Source organism: Litoreibacter sp., assembly GCF_039974535.1.
In the GTDB taxonomy this organism is placed as follows: Bacteria; Pseudomonadota; Alphaproteobacteria; order Rhodobacterales; family Rhodobacteraceae; genus Litoreibacter.
This window is the reverse complement of the sequence record NZ_JBDWIU010000003.1, coordinates 275110-293505: the sequence shown is the minus strand read 5'-3', so window position 1 is coordinate 293505 and position 18396 is coordinate 275110. Positions and strand designations below refer to the sequence as shown.

Sequence of the window (18396 nt, the reverse complement as noted above, 5' to 3'; positions counted from 1 at the left end):
GCGACATGAGCGCATCATCCGACAAATTTTCTGATCTGACGGCACGCATGAGTTCCGCCGCTGTTATGGCGGTTGTGGGCATTGGGGCCATTTGGGTAGGGGGCGCGTGGTTCACCTTGCTCGTCTACGTCATCTGTGGCGCCTTGGTTTGGGAGCTGACGCGCATGTTGGGCATCGTCCAAAACGTGGCATTAGCGCTTGCAGCGGTTGCCGTCGCCTCGTTGTTCGCAAGCTGGAGCCTGTTTTCGGGCTCAGGGCTGTTGTTCTTGTTCATTCCCGCGATTGCGGGTGTTGTGACTTTCGATAAGCACCGGTTGCTTCATGCAGCTTTCGCATTTTTGATAATGATCGCATGCATGGCGCTGTTGATTCTGCGTGTTGACGGCGTAGTTTGGATGCTGTGGCTGGCACTGGTCGTGATAGCCACAGATGTACTGGGCTACTTTGCAGGGCGGATCATCGGCGGGCCGAAGTTTTGGCCCAAAGTTTCACCAAAGAAAACCTGGTCGGGGACATCCGCCGGTTGGGTCGCGGCGGCGGTTGTCGGGGCGTTCTTCATTGGCGTTCGTGGCGTGGGCTTTGAGGTCGTTATGTTCTCGGTCTTGGTGTCCATGGCATCCCAAGCCGGTGACGTTGCTGAAAGCGCGTTGAAACGGAAGATGGGGGTTAAGGACTCATCCAATCTCATTCCCGGTCACGGCGGGTTCTTTGACCGCTTTGACGGGATGCTTGGGGCTGCTGTTATCTTGTTGCCGATCATGATCTTGCTCCGCTTTCCACCGATTGTTAACTGATGCGCAAGGTTACGGTTTTCGGCTCAACTGGGTCGATCGGGGAAAACACTGTCGATCTCATCGCCCGTGCGCCTGATCAATACGATGTGGTAGCTTTGACCGGTGGTCGGAACATTTCCAGACTGGCGGAGCAGGCGATAGCTCTTGACGCCGATGTGGCCGTCACTGCTTTCGATGAATGCTACGTGGATTTGAAAGCGGCACTGTCGGGTACCAAGATCGAAGTCACGGCAGGCCAAAACGCAGTTGCGGAGGCGGCTGATCGGCACGCTGATCTATTCATGTCCGCCATCGTGGGCGCCGCCGGGCTTGTCCCTGGGCTGAGGGCGCTGCGGCATGGATCCACGTTGGCCTTGGCCAATAAGGAATCCCTCGTCACAGCCGGTCCACATTTGATGGCGGAAGCGGCAAAACACAAGGCAACCATTCTCCCCGTAGACAGCGAGCATTCCGCTGTCTTTCAGGCCTTGGTGGGCGAGGATACGTCTGCGGTGGAACGTGTGATTATCACGGCCTCTGGCGGCGCGTTCAGAGATTGGCCGATGGAAAAACTGGCGCAAGCAACGATTGCCCAAGCTTCGTCACATCCAAATTGGAACATGGGGCAGCGCATCACCATCGACAGCGCCTCTATGTTTAACAAGGCTATGGAGCTCATTGAAACAAAAGAGTTCTTTGGGTTTTCGCCTGAGCAAATCGAAACCATCGTCCATCCAGAAAGCCTAATCCATGCGCTCGTTGGCTTTAACGACGGAGCACTGATGGCACATATCGGACCACATGATATGCGGCACGCCATTGGGTACGCACTGAACTGGCCAGATCGCAGTCACTTGCCTGTCGAGAGGCTTGATCTTGCAAAGATCGCCAGCCTGAATTTTCAACATGCTGATGAAACCCGCTATCCCGCTTTGCGTATCGCCAAAGAAGTGATGGATAACGGCGGCCTGTCTGGGGCTGCGTTCAACGCCGCGAAGGAGGCCGCGTTAGATGCGTTTCTCGCCTCTGAGATCGGATTTCTGGACATGGCGCAGCTTGTTGACGAAGTTTTGAGTGCCCTTGAAGGCGAAAATAGCCTTGGTTGCGACATAGTTACCCTTGATAAGGTGCTCGAGACTGACCACTTGGCACGCAAGACAGCACGCGAGTTGGTTAAAAAGATAGCGGCGCGTTAAACGCCGAAGAAGGACGCGAAAGGGCGGACTATGGATTTATTGGGAACGCTTCCCTCATTTGGTGGCTTTTTGGGCGCTATGCTCGCCTTTGTTGTGGCTTTGAGCGTTATCGTCGCCATCCATGAATACGGCCATTACATTGTCGGACGCTGGTGCGGCATTCACGCGGAGGTGTTTTCGCTTGGCTTCGGTCCCGTCCTCTATTCGCGCGTGGACAAACGTGGCACGCGCTGGCAGATCGCGGCTTTGCCGTTTGGCGGCTACGTCAAGTTCTTAGGCGATGCTGATGCGGCATCGGGCAAGGATGGCGAGGCGATGACCAGCCTGAGCGATTCTGAGCTCAAGCGCACGATGCACGGCGCGGTCCTTTGGCGGCGCGCGGCAACCGTGGCCGCAGGCCCTGTGTTCAACTTCATTTTGTCCATTTTTGTATTTTCCGGCATTTTTCTGTTCTCAGGCACGACCACCGAGGACGCGGTTATCGGGAAGCTGAAACCACTGCCGGGGCCGGTTGAAATGTTCCAAGAAGGCGATCGAATTTTGCGGGTCGGCGAAACCCCAATTGGCAATCTGAGTGATTTCTATTCCGCTGCACGCGAGCAAGAAGCCTCTGAAGTTGTTTCTTACGAGGTTGAGCGTGACGGACAGAACGTAACCTTCGACAGCGTTTTCCCATTCCCGCCTGTGATCGATCAACTTCAGCCTAAATCCGCCGCAATGGACGGCGGCCTTGAGGTTGGTGACGTTATTCAATCCGTAAACGGCAAACCGGTCTTCGCCCTTAGTGAAGTTCAAGACGCGGCTCAGGCCAATGAAGACAATCCGTTGGAACTGCTGGTGTACCGCAATGGCGAAGTTTTGGAGAAAACCCTGACCCCAAGACAACGTGATTTACCAAGTGGCGACGGATTCGAGTCGCGCTGGCTCATCGGCTTTTCTGGCGGGGCGTTCTTTGAGCCACCACGTGTGAAGCTCGGGGTAGGGGACGCAGCTTGGGGCGGGGTGTCCCAAACATGGTTCATCGCGACCTCTAGCCTTTCAGGCATGTGGCATATGATTACTGGCGCGATTAGTTCGTGCAACATTCAAGGCCCGATTGGAATTGCGCAAACTTCAGGTGATATGGCGTCTCAAGGGGCGAAAGAGTTCATCTGGTTCATCGCGGTGTTGTCTACGGCCGTTGGTTTATTGAACCTTTTCCCCATTCCTGTGTTGGACGGCGGACATTTGGTGTTCCACGCATATGAGGCTGTGGTAGGGCGCCCGCCATCGGATAAAGCGCTGAACGTGATGATGACAACGGGCTTGGTTTTGTTGCTGTCATTAATGGTGTTCGCTTTAACCAATGACTTCTTTTGCACCTAAGTTTGTCAAACTTGCGCCACATTTGAATAGCATTAGTGCCCGAACTTCAAAGAGGTATCGGGCACATGCAAACTATTCAATCAAGCTATCAAGGGCTGAGCCTTCTTTTCCGTCTCAACTGGGACCGTTTGATTTGGCCCGTCGCCATTCTTTGTGCGCTTTCAACTGCGGGCCTGCTTGCAGGTCTTTGAGCCACTGAAATATCTGTAACAATTCGCGACCGATGGCCTCCGTTTTTCGGGGGTCTTTTTGGGTCATCGTTTTGACAACTGTAGAGACTCGGTCTAGACCATTGGCACAACATAGAGTGTCAGAGCGGGACCTACATACATGAAGATCGCATCAGCGACGCAGAACGCACGCCAATTCGTTAAAATTCAGTGCGTTAGAGCGGCATTGTCAGGACTTGCTATTGCTGCTGTCGGGAGCGCCGTGTCGCTTTCTCCAGCATATGCACAGAGTTTTCCAATTTCCTCGATTGAAATCGAAGGCAATCAACGTATCGATGATGCGACCATTTTGAGCTTCTTGCGGCTCGAGCGAGGCCAAAGCGCATCGGCAGGTCAATTGAACGACGCGGTTCAGCGCTTGCAACGATCAGGCCTGTTTGAGACCGTAGATGTTGTGCCAGTTGGCAACCGTCTAGTTGTGACGGTTAACGAATTTCCGACGATCAACCGCGTGAACATTGAGGGCAATAAGCGCCTTAAGGACGCTGACCTGGTTCCATTGCTGCAATCGCAGTCTCGTCGTGTGTACAGCCCCGCAACCGCCGAAGCCGACGCGGCTTTGATCGCCGAAGGATACACGCAAGCGGGCCGGATCGCGGCGACTGTTACACCGCGGATCATTGCTCGCTCCAACAATCGCGTGGACGTGATTTTTGAAGTTGCCGAGGGTGACGTTGTTGAGGTTGAGCGCATTAGCTTTATCGGCAACCGCGCATACTCAGATCGTCGCCTGCGCCGTGTCATCGAATCCAAACAAGCCGGTTTACTAAGATCCGTCATTCAATCAGACACATTTGTCGCAGACCGTATCGCCTTCGACCGCCAGCTTTTACGCGATTTCTACCTGTCGCGCGGCTACGTGGACTTTCAGGTTCTATCATCGACACCAGAGCTAACCCGTGAGCGCGACGGCTACTTCGTCAGCTTTAATGTTCGCGAAGGGCAGCAATTTAAGGTCGGGCGGGTTTCCACCTATTCCGACTTACCGGAAATTGACGCCGATGAGTACCACGAGGTAGCGCGTCTTAAAGATGGTGAGGTCTACTCACCCTCGAAAATCGAGAACACAATCACCCGAATGGAACGCCTCGCGTTACAAAATGGTCTTAACTTTATCCGTGTTGAGCCACGTATCACGCGTAATGATGCGGATGTGACGCTGGATGTTGAATTCGCCATCATTCGTGGCCCGCGCGTATTTGTGGAACGCATTGATATTGAAGGCAACGCGACAACACTCGATCGCGTCATTCGTCGCCAGTTTGATACCGTAGAGGGTGACCCTTTCAACCCTCGTGCGATCCGTGATGCCGCAGAGCGTATTCGTGCGCTTGGTTACTTTTCTACAGCGGATGTTAACACACGTCAGGGCAGTGGCCCTGAACAGGTAGTCGTCGACGTTGATGTCGAGGAGACAACAACCGGCTCGCTTGGGTTCGGGGTTAGCTTTAACGGCGATTCCGGCGCATCCCTGAATGTCAGCTTCAGAGAGCGCAACTTCCTAGGTCGCGGCCAAACCTTGGCGTTTTCCTTCGATACTGGATCGGACAACCAAAGTACGAGTGTTAGCTTCACCGAACCTGCGTTCTTGGGACGTGACCTATCGTTGAGCCTGAGCACATATTACACGACGACAGATAGTCAGTTCTCTGATTTTGACACGCAAAACATCGGCTTTGAGCCAAGCATCGAATTCCCTGTCTCTGAAAACGGCCGCCTTCGGTTGAATTATCAATTGTCGAGAGATTCGATTAAAAACGTCAGTAACTCCGTATCAGAGATCATCCAACGCGACGATGGTTCTGCCTATACATCGGCCTTCGGTTACCAATATTCCTACGATACCCGCCGGACGGGCCTTAATCCAAATGGCGGTGTTCTTCTGCAATTTGGCCAAGAAATTGGCGGTATCGGTGGCGGCATTCAATACCTCCAAACAACCGGTTCCATCGGAGCTGAAACCAAGGTTGCCCGTGAAGAAGTAACCCTACGTGCAAGATTTGATTTTGGGGCCAATACCAGACTGACCGGAAACAGCCGGATTACAGAACGGTTCTTCCTCGGCTCTAGCCAGCTGCGCGGATTTGAGGGGGCCGGTGTTGGCCCGCGTGATTTGGCCAGCACGGATCAGGACGCACTGGGCGGCAACTACTTTGCTGTTGCGCGGTTTGAAGCGGACTTCCCACTGGGTTTGCCAGAGGAATACGGAATCCGCGGCGGTGCCTTCTTTGACGTAGGCTCTCTGTGGGGATTGGATGATACGATTGGCACCAACGGTGTCGTTGTTGATGACAGCTTCAAACTTCGCTCCGTCATTGGGGTGTCACTGCTGTGGGATACATCCTTGGGACCGCTGCGCTTTAACTTCTCAAAAGCGCTGGTTAAGGAAGATTTCGATGAAGAGCAAAGCTTCGACTTGACCGTTTCAACGCAGTTCTAATCATGAATTTGCGTCGCGCATCAGGTGTATTGGTCGCGGCGTTGCTCGTGTCGACACCTGTTCTGGCTCAGACCGTCCAGTCTAGTCCGGTTCTGACCTTGGATCAGGACCGAATGTATGCTGCATCAAAGTTTGGAAAACGGGTTCAAGCGGATCTCACGGCGCAATCCAGAGATTTGTCGCTAGAGAACCGGAAGATCGAAGCGGCCCTCGAAGAAGAGGAGCGCCGTCTGACGGTTGAGCGCCCCTCTATGGACTCCGAAGAGTTTCAAGCACTCGCCGCAGATTTCGATGAGCGTGTGACGGGCATTCGACGTGCCCAATCGCAAAAGTCAGATAGCATTCAGCGACAAGCAGATCAGGAACGCGCGCGGTTTTTTGAGGCCGCCTTTCCCGTATTGCTGGAATTGGTAGAGGAAACTGGTGCGGTCGCGATCTTGAACAACACGGCCGTTATCTTTTCGGTACGGCAGATCGATATCACCGATGCGGCTATTGCCCGAATTGACGCAACAATTGGATCGTCGCCATTGCCAATTGATCCGGGCTTGCTGCCGGTTCAACGCCCGAATCCCGTGGTGAATGATGGAGAGACGGACCCTGTCTCGGCAAAAGACAACTAGTGCCGCAAACTTGTACCAAAGAAGTGCTGATGCTACCCAAAAGAGCCAAAGCCAAAGGATACCCCAATGACGCAGACCTCCGCAGACATTCACCTTATTCAACGGATCATCCCACACCGTTATCCGTTCCTGCTGATTGACAAAGTCGAAGACATCAAAGCAGGTGAAAGTGCGCGCGGCATCAAGAACGTCACCTTTAACGAGCCCCATTTCCAAGGTCACTTCCCAGGCGCGCCAATTATGCCCGGTGTCACCATCATCGAGGCCATGGCCCAAACGGCAGCAGTGATGGTCGGCGTGACAATGGACATGGCTGACAAGAACTTCCTCGTATATTTCATGGCCATCGATGGCTGCAAATTCCGCCGCAAAGTCGTGCCCGGTGATGTGTTGCACCTCGACGTGCAAGTTACGCGCGGCAAAGCTGGCGCCAAGGTTTGGAAGTTCAAAGGTGTGGCGACCGTTGAAGGCGAAATGGCCGCAGAAGCCGAGTTCACGGCGATGATGGACCTGCCGAAGTGAGCGCCTCAATCCACCCAAGCGCCTATGTTGAAGAGGGCGCGCAAATAGCTGATGGCGTAACCATCGGCCCGTTTTGCACTGTGGGGGCCCAAGTGTCGCTGGCCTCTGGGGTGGAGTTGAAAAGCCATGTTGTGGTGACAGGGAAAACCAGCATCGGCGAGGATACGATCGTATTTCCCTTCGCCGTTATTGGTGAGATCCCGCAAGACCTGAAGTTCGACGGTGAAGAAACCCGTCTAGAGATCGGCGCCAGAAACCGCATTCGTGAAGGTGCGACCATGAACACCGGAACATCTGGCGGTGGCGGTCTGACCAAAGTTGGCGATGACTGCTTGTTTATGACCGGCTCTCATGTTGGCCACGACGCGATTGTCGGAAACGGTGTCATCATGGCGAACCAATCTGCCTTGGCTGGTCACTGCGTGATCGAGGATAAGGTCATCATCGGCGGCCTTGCTGGCATTCACCAGTTTGTGCGTATCGGCCGCGGTGCCATCATCGGTGCAGTGACTATGGTGACCAATGACGTCATCCCTTACGGCTTGGTTCAGGCCCCTCGTGGAGAACTGGATGGGTTGAACTATGTCGGCATGAAACGGGCAGGGGTCGCGCGTGCGGATATCACCGCACTTCGGGCTGCCTACCAAATGCTTCGTCAAGGCGACGGGGCCTTTCAAGACCGCGCTAAACGCCTGTCTGAGGAAACCGACAGCGAATATGTGCGCGAGGTTGTGGACTTTATCTTGGGCGACAGTGGCCGGTCGTACCTGACACCACGCTGATGCTTGCGCTGGTGACAGGGGAGGGCGAACTTCCCAAAACGTTGATGGAGCATTTGCGCGACACTGGAACGCCTTACCATCTATGCCAGATGGAGTGGCAGGACGCGGATGCGCGTGACAACCAGCCCGTAAAGAGGTTCCGTATTGAGACCCTTGGCAGCTTCATCGAGTGGTTGAAGGACGTTGGGGTCGACCGCATTTGCTTTGCGGGACGCGTGGATCGCCCTCCGTTGGACCCCAGCAAGATTGACCCGCAAACAATGCCGCTTGTCCCACGTATGATGCAGGCGTTGCAACTTGGTGATGACGCGGCTTTGCGCCTTGTGCTTGGTTTCTTTGAGGAGGCGGGTATCCAACCTGTCGGCGCACATGAAGTTCGACCTGATGTCTTGCCAGCCGTTGGCGTCTTGACGGCCAAGCAGCCCAGCGATGAGAACAAGCGCGACGCGGACCGCGCGGTGCAAATCATCGGTGCAATGGCCGCGGCGGACGTCGGGCAAGCTTGCATCGTGCAAAAGGGCCAAGCCCTCGCCATAGAGGCGCAGCCCGGCACTGATTACATGATGCAAAGCGTGTTAAATGCACGCCTTCCATTGCCTTGGGCGAAGAACCCGATGGGTATCTCGCCCCAATCCCGTGCAAAAGGTATACCCAAGGCTGGCGGAGTTTTAGTTAAGGCCGCCAAGCCAGGGCAAGAACTGCGCATCGATATGCCCACCATCGGCCCCGATACTATTCTGCGTGCGATCCAAGTCGGGCTTGATGGGATCATTGTCGAAGCGGGGCGAGTAATCATCCTCAACTGCGATGACTGCGTCAAGCTGGCCGACAGCAACAATTTGTTTATTTGGGTGCGCGGGTGAAGGTCTACCTCATCGCGGGGGAGCCTTCGGGCGACAAGCTGGGTGCAGCCCTGATGGAAGGCCTTGCGCAACTGGACCCAATGACCGAGTTCCAAGGCGTTGGTGGCCCCCTAATGGAAGCGGAGGGCATGACGTCGCTGTTCCCCATGGAGGAGCTCTCCGTCATGGGAATAGCCGAAGTGCTTCCCAAGCTTCGCGGGTTGTTTCGCCGGCGCGACGAAACCGTCGAGGACATTATCGGCTCTGGGGCTGACGTGGTCGTGACCATCGACAGCCCTGACTTCTGCTTACGTGTGCTTAAGAAACTACGCAGCTTTTCCATGGTGCCGACTGTGCATTATGTGGCCCCCTCGGTTTGGGCATGGCGATCTAAGCGCACGGATAAGATGGTCGGCATTGTTGACCATGTCTTGGCGTTGTTGCCGTTCGAGCCGCCTTACATGGAACGGGCTGGACTTGCCTGCGACTTTGTAGGGCATCCTGTGGTGGCGGAACCCTTAGCGGATATAGGGGACGCCGCAGATTTTAGACGCGCCCATAATTTGGGGGATGCACCGGTTGTGCTGGCATTGCCGGGATCGCGCCGCGGCGAGGTCTCTCGTTTGTCCGATGTGTTTGGAGAAAGCCTGCGAAAGCTGGCGGTCAAACAGCCGAACATTCGGGTGGTGGTCCCCGCAGCCGCCCCTGTGGCCGTGCTTGTGCGGCAGCATGTTAAGAATTGGCCCGGCGATCCCATCGTCCTTGATCCACGCGGAATGCCCCAAGATCTAGCCTTGTCTGAGAAACGGGCGGCCTTTGCGGCAGCGGATGTCGCGTTAGCGGCTTCGGGGACGGTATCTCTGGAACTGGCGGCGAACGCTGTGCCCATGGTCATCGCTTACGACATGAACTGGATGTCGCGCAAATTGATTGCGGCATTGCTAAAGGTCGACACCGTAACTCTGGTAAACTTGGTCTCCGAGACCCGCACCGTGCCGGAGTTCTTAGGGGACGCGTGCAAACCAGACGATATCGCGCGCGCGTTGCACTTGGTGTTAAATGCGGGCGCGGAGCGGTCGGCCCAAGCGGTCGCAGCTGAGATCACGATGGAGCGTCTGGGACGCGGCGATGAAGCCCCAGGATTTCGCGCCGCAAAGGTGGTGGCGCGTGTGGCCAAAGGCTCCGTGTAAATTTAGCTGGTAAACGGCTCGATCTTCCCACCAGTCAGCTCAATCAACACATCCGGCGACAATGCGAAGATGTGGCGCGGTGTGCCGGCCGCCGCCCAAATGGTGTCGAACTCCATCAGCCTTGGATCAACAAAGGCACGAATGGGGTTGAGGTGCCCTACGGGTGAGACCCCGCCAATCGCAAACCCTGTTTGTGTGCGGATCAACGCGGCATCGGCTTTGCCTAAACGTTCACCCGCGATGGCACTGGCCTTTTCGGCGTCAACTTGATTGCCGCCTGCGGTCAGGAACAACACCGCTTTTTGGCTATCCTCGCCGCGAAAGATGATGGATTTGGCGATCTGATCGACATGGCACTCGGCTTGCTCGGCGGCCTGCGCCGCTGTGCGTGTCTGATCGTTGGTCTCAATGATTTCAGCATCAATCCCAGCATCTGCGAGGGCCTTGATAACGCGCTTTAAACTCTTACTCATTGCGACAAGATAAGTTGTCTTTGGATTGCTTCAAGGGCATGTTGATTGCACATGTTAGAAATTTAATCTTGATCATATGACCTTTAACGACCTTATCTCCAAACACCCGATTGCGCATAACCTTGAGCGTTGCCGTGAAGCACGTGACCTGTTCTCGGGGTGCTCGGAAAAGCTCGCGTTGCTGTTGGAGACGACCGCCGGATGTAGCCCCTATTTGGCTGGCCTGATGTCGCGCGAGGCTGATTGGATTTTCAAGCTGGAACATACCAGCGCCGAGGCCTTGCGCGATGGGGTTTGGCGCGACATTGCCCAAACGGATGCTGATCTGAAAACTGCCTTTCGTCAGGCAAAGCGACGTATAGCCTTGCTGGCGGCCATTGCAGACATCGGAGGTGTTTGGCCACTAGAAACCGTGACCCGCGCCTTAACCGACCTTGCGGACAAGTGCCTGCAACGGGGCTTACGTGACCTGACGCTTGCACAGATCACGCGTGGCAAATTGCCTGGACAGGTAGATGCCGATGCTGAGATCGGGGCAGGCATGTGCGTGTTGGCCATGGGGAAGATGGGCGCCTATGAGTTAAATTACTCTTCCGACATCGACATGATCTGCTTGTTTGATGAGACCAGATATGACCCCGATGATTATCTTGAGGTCAGGCAAACTTTCGTGAAAATCACCCGATCATTGATGGGGTTGATGTCCGATGTCACAGGCGATGGCTATGTGTTTAGAACCGATCTTCGCTTGCGCCCTGATGCCTCTGTGACACCGGTATGCATCGCGATGGAAGCGGCGGAGCGGTATTACGAGAGTGTCGGTCGCACTTGGGAACGCGCGGCGTTTATCAAGGCACGACCCTGCGCCGGAGACTTAGACGCAGGGGACCGTTTCCTTGATCGCCTCAGCCCGTTTATTTGGCGCAAGCATTTGGACTTCGCGGCGATTGAAGATGCGCATGACATGCGGCTCAAGATCCGAAACCACAAAGGTTTGGGTGGCGAGATGCGCCTCGACGGGCACAATATGAAACTTGGTGCGGGCGGTATCCGCGAGATCGAGTTTTTCACCCAAACCCGCCAGCTTATTGCCGGTGGGCGCGATCCAAGCCTGCGTGCGCGTGGAACTCGTGAGGGATTGGACCGCTTGGTGGAGGCCAATTGGGTCCCTGCGGAGGCATCGAAACAGCTTCAGGACGCATATGTAGCGCACCGCGAAGTTGAGCACAGATTGCAGATGATTGGTGATGCGCAAACCCATGAATTGCCCAAAGACGAGCACGGATTTCTACGCCTGTCGCGCTTCATGGGGGAAGAGGACGTCACCAAGTACCGCGCAACACTTATGGCGCGATTGGAGCAGGTGGCGGATGTGACCGATAGCTTCTTTGCCCCCGATGAGGTCGAAGAGGTTGAGGAGATAAAGGGCTTAGAGGCTGCGGATGTGTACTTGGAGCGGTGGCGCGCGTTCCCTGCACTTCGATCAGACCGCGCGGAGACCTTATTTAATCGAGTGTTTCCATCTATTCTGCGCCAGATGGCGCAAGCCAGTAAACCCGACGAAGCCATGGTTGAATTTGAGCGTTTCTTGTCGGGCCTGCCTGCTGGTGTTCAGGTGTTTTCCCTTTTTGATGCCAACCCGCAGCTGACCAAGCTGATCGTCGACATCTGCGCTACGTCTCCCGCTTTGGCCACATATCTGTCGCGGAACTCTGCGGTGTTGGATGCCGTTATTGGTGGTAGCTTCTTTGCGTCTTGGCCAAATACAGACGGGTTAACGCAGTTGTTGTTCGAACAAGTGTCTTTGGTCGATGATTATGAAGGCAAGCTTGACACCGCTCGGCGCTGGCAGAAAGAATGGCACTTTCGCATTGGCGTTCACCACCTTCAGGGGCTTTTGTCGCCAGACGCAGCTAGCGCACAATATGCGGATCTTGCCCGTGCAACCTTAGCGGGATTACTACCGGTGGTTGAGGCCGAATTTGCCCGTAAACACGGCCAAGCCCCGGGGCGTGGGGCGATGATCTTGGGGATGGGGTCTGTTGGCGCGGGAGCATTAACCGCACAGTCCGACTTGGACTTGATTGTTATCTATGACCCCATGGAGGTAGACGCCAGCACTGGGCGCCGACCGTTGGACACTCGCACTTATTTTGCGAGGTTCACGCAGGCTTTCGTGACCGCATTAACAGCCCCGATGGCACAGGGACGCCTTTATGAGGTGGACTTGCGGCTTAGGCCCTCAGGCCAGTCTGGACCGGTGGCCACATCACTTGAAGCGTTCAAAACCTATCAATCCAACGACGCGTGGGTTTGGGAGCATCTGGCGTTTACCCGCGCGCAGGCGATCGCAGGGGAGCTCTCATTACAACACGATGTTGAAGAGGTACGCAGCCATGTCCTGTCCAGCGGCTATGAAGAAGCGAAAATCAAAACCGATACCAAAGAGATGCGAGATCGGTTGGCAGAAGCCTCCGGTCATGTAGATGTGTGGGATGTGAAGTCCGGTGCAGGTGGACGGCAAGATATCGAATTGGTGTCACAAGCCCTTAGCCTGATCTGCAAGGGCACAGCCCGCCAAATACGGGCGCAATTAAATGAGGCTCATTTGGCTGGGCTGCTGACACATGATCAGGTCTCGATCCTAGCGGAGGCGCATACGCTATTCTCTAACGTTCAGCTGGCGGCGCGTTTATTGTCGGACAAACCGATAAGCCCGAATAGCTTAGGAGCCGGTGCAACAGAACTGCTGCTGCGCGATTGCGGGTGTCTAAATTTGACCAGCTTGCAAGACAAGATCACAGAATGTCGCAAATTGGCGGCTGGCGTCGTAGAGCAAGTTCTTAACTAGCTGGCCTTTGGTGTATGGGGTAGGGGTTGCAAAACCGTTTAACATGGAGCCCAAGGAATGGACCTGAACGCAATTGACCGCAAAGGCCTAATACGTGAGGCCTACCGAATTGACGGAATTACCTTGGGTGAGTGCCGCTCCATTTTCTTGGACTGGGCGTTGAATTTGTCCTCGGATCACAACAATCAAGACGCCATTGCCTACCTGCTGGAGGCATATTCGAAAGAGCCTGCGGCCCATCCGATGAACGAGGTTCTGCACGAAGGTTTGGCCAAAACGCCAACAGCCACGAGACGGGGCGGGCGTAAAGCGCGGCTTGAGGAAAACAAGCCTCACAAATAGAAAACGCCGCCGCAATCTTTCGATACGGCGGCGTCAAAAAACAGTTGCTTGATTTACTCGGCTGCAGTTGCGGCTTTCACCGCCTCTAAGCCTGCGGTGAAGCCACTCAAAGACATCGTGAGTTCAACCCTTTGGTCAGGGGCCTGCGCAGGTACGACAACGATCTTAGCTATGTTGCCCGCTTTAAACGAAGCGACGTCACCGGCTGTAAAGCCAACGCGTGAGAAACACCCGATTGCTGTGCAGAATGTGAAGGGGTAAACCTTCGCCTTGCCGCCATCTACGGTCAGCTGAACGTTCTGCGTCAACAGCGTTTCAAGCGGGGTCACAATGGTCGCACCCGCCGCAAGGCTGTCATCTTCTGGCAAGTTGAAGAGGTTGATTTCTGCAACCGAGTTGCCGCTTTGATCTTCCAGCAGTTGGTACAGTTGACAGGGGTCTTTGCCGCCCTCAGGCGCTTTGATGCAGCGCAATTCCCAATCACCATGGTCGGACACTTTGTAGGTTGTGCCAGCTTCGATGATTTCTGCACCGGTGCTCAGGCCGTCGTCCCGTGGGGCATCGGCCGAGGAGTCGTCTGCGGGGGCTTCGGCTTCAGCTGCGGCCTCGCCAGTTGTTTCTGTCGTTGTTTGCGCCGCTACATTCGTAGCTACAGCTGCGCTCAATGCTGCGCTGATCATCAGTGTTTTCAAATACTCAGACATAGGATCCTGCTACTCTTTTTTAACTTCTTATGTGGTTTAGCATGGGCGAATAACACTGTCAGGTCGGAAAACGCAGTTGTGTAGGCCCAAAGAGGATTTTTGCCGAACTGGACGCAAAGAAAAAAGGGCCTGCAAGCAGACCCTTTTCCCAATTTTTTTCTCCCCGTCGAACTAGGCCGACTTATGCGAGAAACTCTATGTCCCATATTCTACTCGGTCAACAGTAAACCTGCGACAATTTGTACAACTCCCAGTTTCAAATGGAAAAAAAGGCCGTGCCTCACAGACACGGCCCAGTCAACAGGGAGGAAGTCATGCAGTGTACTGCCAAGACGTGCACACCAGCATGATGTTCATACTGGCACATAGAAGTTAACAGGCTATTGTGATCATGAATTTAACGGAACGTTTGAGCCAAGGGGCAATCTTACATGGCAAATACTGACAGCATCTTTGTCGGCGGAGGTGGCGAAGGCTATGCTACCCCACAAGACCTCTTGCTCAAATACGCGAACCGTCATGGGTTGATCGCAGGCGCTACAGGCACAGGCAAGACCGTCACCTTGCAGATACTCGCTGAAAGCTTGTCAAACGCCGGTGTGCCAGTGTTCATGTCCGACATTAAAGGCGACCTATCTGGCTTGGCCAAAGCTGGGACCGAGACGCACAAACTACACGGTGCCTTTGTGGAGCGTGCGACCAAGATCGGGTTCACAGATTTCAGCTACGATTCGTTCCCCGTCACCTTTTGGGATATGTATGGCGAGCACGGGCATCCTGTGCGCACAACCGTCAGTGAGATGGGGCCTTTGCTGCTTTCTCGTCTTCTGGATCTGTCAGAAGCCCAAGAAGGAATCCTGAACATTGCCTTCCGCGTCGCGGATGAAGAAGGTTTGCCACTTCTGGACCTGAAGGACCTGCAAGCCTTGCTTGTATGGGTCGGGCAAAACGCGAAAGATCTGGCGTTGCGGTATGGCTTTGTCTCGTCCAAGTCGGTCGGGGCAATTCAGCGACGCTTGCTGGTTCTGGAAAACCAAGGTGCCAGCGACTTTTTCGGTGAGCCTGCCTTGGACCTTGAAGACATGTTCCACATCGACGCGGACGGACGCGGGCAGATCAACATCCTTGCGGCCGACCGATTGATGTCAGCCCCGAAGCTCTACGCGACCTTCTTGCTTTGGATGCTGTCGGAGTTGTTCGAGACCCTTCCAGAAGTGGGCGATCCGGATAAGCCGAAGTTTGTCTTCTTCTTTGACGAGGCGCATTTGCTGTTCGATGGCGCACCCAAAGCCTTGGTCGACAAAGTTGAACAAGTGGCGCGGCTTATCCGCTCCAAGGGTGTTGGTGTTTACTTTATCACCCAGAAACCTGCGGATGTTCCCGAGGATATCTTGGGGCAGCTTGGCAACCGCGTGCAGCACGCGCTGCGCGCCTTTACCCGTAAAGATCAAAAGAATTTGCGCGCCGCCGCTGACACTTACCGTATGAACCCGCGCTTTGATGTAGAAGACGCGATCAAGGAAGTGGGCGTAGGCGAGGCCGTTACATCCTTCTTGATGAAAAAGGGTGTGCCCGCAATGGTGGAGCGCACATTGATCCGTCCTCCTTCGTCACAGCTTGGACCTATCACCAGCAATGAGCGTCGTCAGGCTATGGCATCGTCGCCCGTTGCTGGGAAATACGACACGGCAATGGACCGAAATTCTGCATTTGAGATGTTGGCCAAACGTGCGGACGCCGCCGCTAAGGCCGCAGAGGAAGCGGAAGCCAAAGAAGATGAGATGGAGGCGCGTGAACGCGAATACCAAACTGGCCGCCGCTATTCCGGTAACCGCGTGAAGCGATCAACCTCCAAGAAAACCACGTCGCGCAAACGCCGTGGTGACAGCACCGGCGAGGCCTTCGCGAAATCGATGATGCGTTCCATTGGAACCAAGGCCGGCACTGCAATTGTGCGCGGAATTATGGGGAGCCTGTTTAAAGCGCGTTGATCAACTACGGCTTTCGCGCTTCACCTCGTCCCAAAGGGCGTCCATCTCTGCCAGGTCAGATTGTGACGGGGTTTTGCCGCGCTCGGCCAATTTGGCTTCTACGCCCTCAAATCTGCGGATGAACTTCGCGTTGGCGGCGCGCAAGGACGCCTCTGGGTCTAGCCCAAGATGACGGCCAAGGTTGACCATGACAAACATCAAGTCACCAAACTCCTCTTCAACTTCGTTTTGGGTAAGCGTGTCGCGGGCCTCAACCAGTTCGCGCGACTCCTCAAGGATCTTGTCGAGAACCTCGTCGGAGCTAGGCCAGTCAAACCCGACACGCGCCGCCCGTTTTTGCAACTTCAGCGCACGTAGCAAGGCCGGAAGCCCTACAGCCACGCCATCAAGGGTGCCACCTTGGGCCTTACCAGCACGCTCTGCCGCTTTGATCTTTTCCCAATCCGCGACCTGTTGCTCAGCGGACTTATCGCGGCTTTCATCCCCGAATACATGTGGGTGGCGGGCGATCATCTTGTCCGAGATGGCGTTCGCTACGGAGGCAAAGTCGAACACGCCAGCCTCAGCCCCCATTTGGGTGTGATAGACCGTTTGCAAAAGCAAATCTCCCAACTCGCCTTCAAGCTCTTCCATATCACCACGCTCAATCGCGTCGGCAACCTCGTAGGCCTCCTCAATGGTGTAAGGCGCGATGGAGGCAAAATCCTGCTCGATGTCCCAAGGGCATCCCGTATCAGGATCACGCAAACGGCGCATGATCTCGATGAGGCGGGGCATGGGTTGGGAGGTGTCGTAAACAAGATTGGTCATTGCAGAGTCTTTGTGTTTGGAGGAACGTTGCGGACAGATAATCAGAAGGAACGCCACCATGCCACCCGTGAACCGCATCGCCGATTATGCCGAAGACATGACCGCATGGCGCCGTTGGATGCATCAACACCCTGAATTGGAATTCGACTGTCATGAAACAGCGGCATTCGTTGTGGAGCGTTTGAAAGAATTTGGCATCGCTGAGATTCATGAAGGGATTGCCACGTCTGGCGTTGTCGCAATCATCGAGGGGCAGGGCGATGGCCCGACGATTGGCCTGCGCGCCGATATGGATGCCTTGCCAATGCAAGAGACCACGGGGCTGGATTACGCGTCAAAGGTCGCGGGCAAGATGCATGCCTGCGGGCATGACGGGCACACAACGATGCTGTTGGGCGCGGCGAAATATCTAGCCGAAACCCGCAATTTCAAAGGACGCGTCGCGCTGATTTTTCAACCCGCCGAAGAAGGCGGCGGTGGGGCCGGTGTTATGGTGGAGGAAGGCATTATGGAGCGCTTCGATATCGGAGAGGTCTACGCTCTTCACAACAACCCCGGCGTCGCTTTCGGTCAATTTGAGACGACCCCCGGCCCGATCATGGCAGCGGTCGACACGTTTACGATCCATATCGACGGCGTTGGTGGGCATGGGGCATACCCGCATGATACTTGCGATCCTGTGGTTGCGACCTTGGGTATTTGTAATGCGATCCAAACCATCGTGTCGCGCAACCACAAGTCGCTGGATGATCTGGTGGTTTCTGTCACGCAAATCCACACGGGCTCCGCCGACAACATCATACCCGATACGTCATATATCAATGGAACCGTCCGCACATTTGATCCGGTTGTGCAGGACATGGTTGAGCGCCGCCTGAACGAAATTGTGGAGGGGCAAGCCGCAAGCTACGGTGTCACCGCGCGGCTAGACTACGACCGCAATTACCCCGCAACGATCAACGACGCGCAAAAAGCCGCTTTTGCCGCTGATGTGGCACGCGACATTGCTGGAAATGAGGCCGTTAACGATAAGGCCGGACGCGAGATGGGGGCCGAAGACTTCTCATACATGCTGCAAAGCCGTCCCGGTGCATATCTGTTCTTGGGCCAAGGAGAGGGGGCAGGCCTGCACAACCCAAATTACAACTTTAACGACGACGTGGCTCCGATTGGCGCATCCTTTTTCGCCAAGCTCGTCGAGACGGCGCAACCGCTCTAATCAGGTGAAAGCCAATTTCGAACCGATAAGTGGAATTCTGGCG

The 18396-nt window shown here is 55.1% G+C and carries 16 protein-coding genes; 13 read left to right on the top strand and 3 right to left on the bottom strand.

The annotated features are described in order from the left end of the window. The first annotated feature begins 5 nt into the window (after positions 1–5). The 9 genes from ABJN86_RS02530 to lpxB all read left to right on the top strand — a co-directional run bounded on the left by ABJN86_RS02530 (position 6) and on the right by lpxB (position 9963). Complete coding sequence (locus ABJN86_RS02530) at positions 6–794, top strand: phosphatidate cytidylyltransferase (protein ID WP_348364243.1); 789 nt, start codon at positions 6–8, stop codon at positions 792–794. Continuing rightward, positions 794–1969 (top strand): 1-deoxy-D-xylulose-5-phosphate reductoisomerase, encoded by a 1176-nt coding sequence (dxr, locus tag ABJN86_RS02525; protein WP_348364245.1) that lies wholly within the window; start codon positions 794–796, stop codon positions 1967–1969. Before ABJN86_RS02530 ends, dxr begins: the two co-directional genes overlap by 1 nt. A 30-nt stretch (positions 1970–1999) precedes the next feature. Continuing rightward, on the top strand, positions 2000–3334 hold the full coding sequence (gene rseP, locus ABJN86_RS02520; RefSeq protein ID WP_348364246.1) for an RIP metalloprotease RseP: 1335 nt from the start codon (positions 2000–2002) through the stop codon (positions 3332–3334). A 330-nt stretch (positions 3335–3664) separates the two neighbouring features. Then, positions 3665–6004 carry an outer membrane protein assembly factor BamA gene (bamA, locus tag ABJN86_RS02515; RefSeq protein WP_348364248.1) on the top strand — a complete coding sequence of 780 codons (2340 nt, stop codon included), beginning with the start codon at positions 3665–3667 and terminating at the stop codon, positions 6002–6004. Positions 6005–6006: 2 nt separating this feature from the next. Next, the gene (locus tag ABJN86_RS02510) at positions 6007–6627 is read left to right on the top strand and encodes an OmpH family outer membrane protein (protein WP_348364249.1); all 621 of its coding nucleotides are present in this window, start codon (positions 6007–6009) and stop codon (positions 6625–6627) included. A gap of 66 nt (positions 6628–6693) precedes the next feature. Next, on the top strand, positions 6694–7149 hold the full coding sequence (gene fabZ, locus ABJN86_RS02505; RefSeq protein WP_348364250.1) for a 3-hydroxyacyl-ACP dehydratase FabZ: 456 nt from the start codon (positions 6694–6696) through the stop codon (positions 7147–7149). Next, positions 7146–7931, top strand: a complete 786-nt coding sequence (lpxA, locus tag ABJN86_RS02500) for an acyl-ACP--UDP-N-acetylglucosamine O-acyltransferase (protein ID WP_348364252.1) — start codon at positions 7146–7148, stop codon at positions 7929–7931. Before fabZ ends, lpxA begins: the two co-directional genes overlap by 4 nt. Beyond that, positions 7931–8794 carry a UDP-2,3-diacylglucosamine diphosphatase LpxI gene (lpxI, locus tag ABJN86_RS02495; protein ID WP_348364254.1) on the top strand — a complete coding sequence of 288 codons (864 nt, stop codon included), beginning with the start codon at positions 7931–7933 and terminating at the stop codon, positions 8792–8794. The genes lpxA and lpxI overlap by 1 nt, the downstream gene beginning before the upstream one ends. After that, the gene (gene lpxB, locus ABJN86_RS02490; protein ID WP_348364256.1) at positions 8791–9963 is read left to right on the top strand and encodes a lipid-A-disaccharide synthase; all 1173 of its coding nucleotides are present in this window, start codon (positions 8791–8793) and stop codon (positions 9961–9963) included. Before lpxI ends, lpxB begins: the two co-directional genes overlap by 4 nt. A gap of 2 nt (positions 9964–9965) precedes the next feature. Here lpxB and ABJN86_RS02485 read toward each other — a convergent pair whose 3' ends face one another. Further along, positions 9966–10436, bottom strand: a complete 471-nt coding sequence (locus ABJN86_RS02485) for a YbaK/EbsC family protein (protein ID WP_348364257.1) — start codon at positions 10434–10436, stop codon at positions 9966–9968. Between the two features lie 76 nt (positions 10437–10512). On the opposite strand from ABJN86_RS02485, the gene ABJN86_RS02480 reads away from it, so the two are divergent. Both ABJN86_RS02480 and ABJN86_RS02475 read left to right on the top strand, forming a co-directional pair. After that, entirely contained in the window at positions 10513–13287 is a 2775-nt protein-coding gene (locus tag ABJN86_RS02480) for a glutamine-synthetase adenylyltransferase (RefSeq protein WP_348364259.1), read from the top strand. A 57-nt stretch (positions 13288–13344) separates the two neighbouring features. After that, a complete protein-coding gene (locus ABJN86_RS02475) occupies positions 13345–13629 on the top strand; it encodes a hypothetical protein (RefSeq protein WP_348364260.1) in 285 nt (94 codons plus the stop codon). Between the two features lie 53 nt (positions 13630–13682). On the opposite strand, the gene ABJN86_RS02470 is transcribed toward ABJN86_RS02475, so the two are convergent. Beyond that, positions 13683–14333 (bottom strand): invasion associated locus B family protein, encoded by a 651-nt coding sequence (locus ABJN86_RS02470; protein WP_348364261.1) that lies wholly within the window; start codon positions 14331–14333, stop codon positions 13683–13685. Positions 14334–14764: 431 nt separating this feature from the next. On the opposite strand from ABJN86_RS02470, the gene ABJN86_RS02465 reads away from it, so the two are divergent. Next, the gene (locus tag ABJN86_RS02465) at positions 14765–16324 is read left to right on the top strand and encodes a helicase HerA-like domain-containing protein (protein WP_348364262.1); all 1560 of its coding nucleotides are present in this window, start codon (positions 14765–14767) and stop codon (positions 16322–16324) included. Here ABJN86_RS02465 and mazG read toward each other — a convergent pair whose 3' ends face one another. After that, positions 16325–17134, bottom strand: a complete 810-nt coding sequence (gene mazG / locus ABJN86_RS02460; protein ID WP_348364264.1) for a nucleoside triphosphate pyrophosphohydrolase — start codon at positions 17132–17134, stop codon at positions 16325–16327. 58 nt (positions 17135–17192) lie between these two features. Between mazG and ABJN86_RS02455 the strand changes: the two genes are divergently transcribed. Continuing rightward, positions 17193–18353 (top strand): M20 aminoacylase family protein, encoded by a 1161-nt coding sequence (locus tag ABJN86_RS02455; RefSeq protein ID WP_348364265.1) that lies wholly within the window; start codon positions 17193–17195, stop codon positions 18351–18353. The last annotated feature ends 43 nt before the right edge of the window (positions 18354–18396 follow it).